Raw genomic sequence first — 3,692 nt, 5'->3', positions numbered from 1 at the left:
GTTCTATTGTATGATAAAAATCAATATTCTCATCACTTTTACTAATAATAGCTTCAGATCTCCAAACTTTTGGAGAAGCCTGACTGTATATTATTGAACATAAAAAAAATAATATTGTTATTATCAATAAAATATGCTTACCTTCCCATAAAGGTTTTAACAAAGAATATAAGGCGTTATTCTTGTTAAGTAACTCTACCATAGTCTTATTCTCTAATAATAAACATGCTACCGCCCTTGGGATATGCTATACACCCACAAAGCACTAATTCTAATTTTGAATCTTACTCATAAAACCATACTAACGCATGCTTTTATGCCATTAATTTATCACTATATTGCAGCACTAACTGCCAATCACTTGGGCTAAGTTCGCTTTTAGCATCAGTGATGCTTTGCTCTACTTTTTCCTTCATTACTGATAGTTGTGATTCATTTTGAGATTCACACTCAGCAGCCGCTAATGAAATATGTCCACGCAAATAACCACCAGCAAACAACTCATCATCCGTTGCAGTGTCTATTCCATCATCGATAAGCTGTAGCAGCTTTTCTTCGTATTCTTGAATTGTCATTTCCTATCCTATACACAACACATTTCATTATATCGAACGGGTTGTATGAAATCCTGCTCTGTTAACTTTTTGATACCATAAAAGGCTCGGAACACATCAGACAGCATTTTTGCTCGCTCTGGAATTCCGTATTCCAAATAGGTTAGCACTTGTTCACGTATTTTTAACGTGAACGCTACCCTATCAGGCTCACAGTCACCACTCAAGTTGTCACAACTTACCTGGAATTTAAATCCACAACTTGCTGATAAAATCCACTCAACAGCCTGTGGTTTAATCTCTACTTTCTCGAACTCTGCCTGAACCGCTTCAGAGCGACCATCAGGTTCGTACCAATAACCGTAATCTTCTAATTTACGGCGCTCAACGCCAGCGATACACCAGTGTGCTAATTCATGCATTGCCGATGCAAAGTAGCCACGAGCAAAAATTATTTGATTGCGCTCTCGCTCACTAGAAGCTGGTAAGTAAATTGGTTCGTCGCCTCCAAGAAGTAATTCTGTATTGAGACTCTCTAAAAATAACCTATTGAAAATAACGATTAAATCGTTGTAATCATGTCTCATACTAATGATAACTTCTTAAATACATAACTTATCGATTATACAATGTGGCACATCTAAGTGCGAATTTTCTTACGGCTTCAGACCATGACTAACGTCATATTATTGTCATTTTACAAAATAAATCTAAATTTTGTTGTTTTTTCAACCAGAGAACGTACAACAAACAGAATAAGAATCTAAGCACATATTATTAAATGGAAATATTCTTAACATTCTAAGATGAATTAAATTCATGCCAATAATTTTTCTTTTCATTAGAACAAGATGGAGTTCACAAATACAATCGCCTTAATCTTCATTAAGGATATCTTTACCATGCTGCTTTCAGTTTTATACATTATTGGCATTACAGCAGAAGCCATGACCGGCGCATTAGCGGCAGGTAAACGCCATATGGATTGGTTTGGGGTCATGTTAGTGGCAAGTGCTACCGCTATTGGTGGCGGTACAGTGCGTGACATATTACTCGGTCACTATCCGCTAGGCTGGGTTGCTCACCCACAATACTTAGTGATCACATGTGTTGCCGGGATCTTAACGACCTATTTCGCACGTTGGGTGGTTCGTTTTCATAAAGTGTTTATCTTGCTCGATGCTATAGGCTTAATCGTTTTTAGCATTATTGGATGTCAAGTTGCGATGACAATGGGACTTTCACCCATTATCTGTGTTGTTGCGGCGGTAGTGACAGGGGTATTTGGTGGTTTGCTACGTGATATGATCACCCGTCGTAAGCCGATGGTGCTTCATAAAGAGCTTTATGCGTCAGTCGCATTTATTGCAGGTATCATGTACTACACCATGTCGTATTTAGGTATACATCCTGATATCACCACATTGATTACTCTCATTACTGGTTTCAGCCTACGTATGGCTGCAGTGTATTTTAGCTGGAGTTTACCCGTATTTGAGTTTGAAGAAGAAGTCGCTCATTAAGCTTATTTTCTAATAAAGAGATAAAACAAAGCCACGCTGAACTCATTCAAGCGTGGCTTATTTATAGATATCTTTTTAATTAGATCTTAGGTGTATCTGTAACCACATCTGCGTTTTGGCCACGATGACGTAACAGATGATCCATTAAAGTAATCGCTAACATCGCTTCAGCAATAGGTACTGCACGAATACCAACACATGGATCGTGGCGACCTTTAGTGACAACTTCAGCAGTTTCACCAAATTTATTAATGGTCTCACCCGGAACCGTAATGCTTGAGGTTGGCTTAAGCGCAATATGTGCCACAACATCTTGACCAGACGAAATACCACCTAAAATGCCACCAGCGTGATTGGTTTTAAAACCTTCCGGTGTCATCGCATCACGGTGTTCACTTCCACGTTGTTCGACTACATCAAAACCATCACCGATCTCAACACCTTTTACCGCATTGATACTCATTAGTGAATGTGCAATATCGGCATCTAAGCGATCAAAAACGGGCTCACCTAAACCAACAGGGACGTTTTGCGCAACCACGGTAATCTTTGCACCGATTGAGTCGCCTTCTTTTTTCAACTTACGGATCAACTCATCGTAAGCTTCAACTTTATCAACATCAGGGCAGAAAAAGGCGTTTTGCTCGATTTGCTCCCAATCGACCTTATCAATTTTCACATCACCCATTTGTGATAGGTAAGCACGCACTTCAATGCCATGAACTTGTTTTAAGTATTTCTTTGCTACAGCGCCAGCTGCAACACGCATTGCTGTTTCACGGGCAGATGAACGACCACCGCCACGGTAATCACGTACACCATATTTTTGATGGTAAGTGTAGTCAGCATGACCGGGACGAAATAGTTCTTGAATATTGGAGTAATCTTTCGAGCGCTGATCGGTATTTTCAATCAATAAACCGATAGAGGTCCCCGTTGTTACGCCTTCAAATACACCAGAAAGAATTTTCACTTCATCGGGTTCACGACGTTGCGTAGTATATTTTGACGTTCCTGGACGACGACGATCCAAATCATGCTGCATATCAACTTCAGTTAATGCGAGTCCCGGTGGGCAGCCATCAATGATACAGCCCAACGCCAAGCCATGGCTTTCGCCAAATGTGGTGACGCGAAATAGTTGTCCTAATGTATTTCCTGCCATTCTTAAATCCTTTTCACCATTAACGTAACTATAAGCTGATACTAATACAGATTACATAATCACTAAGGTTTAATCAATTTTTGACCGTACCTCATCATTGGATATTCAATATATTTTGATGAAAATGCTGAAAATAAAAGTACAATAATAAAAACAATCGGTGATAGCATCATATATTGGTTAAAAGAAATATCCTCACATATTGTTGGAAATATTATTGAAAATAAAAAATATAAAATAATACCATGTGTTATATATATGCTATATGATATTCTACCTAAATAATTTAGTCCTGCATTTTTCAGAAGACCAAAAAAGTCACATCCTTTAATCAACATAAAGAAAACAAGCCCTATTATAATGCTTTGTTCAAATCCAAATGCCGTGTTAAAATAATAATTAACAAAACAAAGCAAAAGGATTATAATAAAGCTATACAATGTATTTCTA

The 3,692-nt window shown here is 38.2% G+C and carries 6 protein-coding genes; 1 reads left to right on the top strand and 5 read right to left on the bottom strand.

Annotation, left to right across the window (positions count from 1 at the left end; translation table 11 throughout):
• The 3 genes from E5A76_RS10340 to E5A76_RS10330 all read right to left on the bottom strand — a co-directional run.
• The coding region (locus tag E5A76_RS10340) for a Wzz/FepE/Etk N-terminal domain-containing protein (RefSeq protein WP_262383651.1) at window positions 1-202 on the bottom strand (202 nt) is incomplete at its 3' end.
• 112 nt (window positions 203-314) lie between these two features.
• Window positions 315-575, bottom strand: coding sequence for a YfcL family protein (locus E5A76_RS10335; protein ID WP_161118880.1), 261 nt, complete (start codon window positions 573-575; stop codon window positions 315-317).
• Between the two features lie 8 nt (window positions 576-583).
• On the bottom strand, window positions 584-1,141 hold the full coding sequence (locus tag E5A76_RS10330; protein WP_161118879.1) for an elongation factor P hydroxylase: 558 nt from the start codon (window positions 1,139-1,141) through the stop codon (window positions 584-586).
• Window positions 1,142-1,456: 315 nt separating this feature from the next.
• Here E5A76_RS10330 and E5A76_RS10325 point away from each other — a divergent pair, with 315 nt between their 5' ends.
• Window positions 1,457-2,077 carry a trimeric intracellular cation channel family protein gene (locus E5A76_RS10325; protein ID WP_161118878.1) on the top strand — a complete coding sequence of 207 codons (621 nt, stop codon included), beginning with the start codon at window positions 1,457-1,459 and terminating at the stop codon, window positions 2,075-2,077.
• A 79-nt stretch (window positions 2,078-2,156) separates the two neighbouring features.
• Here the strand turns inward: E5A76_RS10325 and aroC are convergent, their stop codons facing one another.
• Together aroC and E5A76_RS10315 are read right to left on the bottom strand one after the other, a co-directional pair.
• A complete protein-coding gene (gene aroC / locus E5A76_RS10320) occupies window positions 2,157-3,242 on the bottom strand; it encodes a chorismate synthase (protein WP_161118877.1) in 1,086 nt (361 codons plus the stop codon).
• 62 nt (window positions 3,243-3,304) lie between these two features.
• Window positions 3,305-3,692, bottom strand: a 388-nt coding sequence (locus E5A76_RS10315; RefSeq protein WP_222932516.1) for an acyltransferase family protein, incomplete at its 5' end; no start/stop codon positions are given.

The sequence above is a fragment of the Photobacterium lucens genome, assembly GCF_009873615.1.
GTDB lineage: Bacteria > Pseudomonadota > Gammaproteobacteria > Enterobacterales > Vibrionaceae > Photobacterium > Photobacterium lucens.
This window is presented reverse-complemented; position numbering and strand designations above follow the sequence as displayed.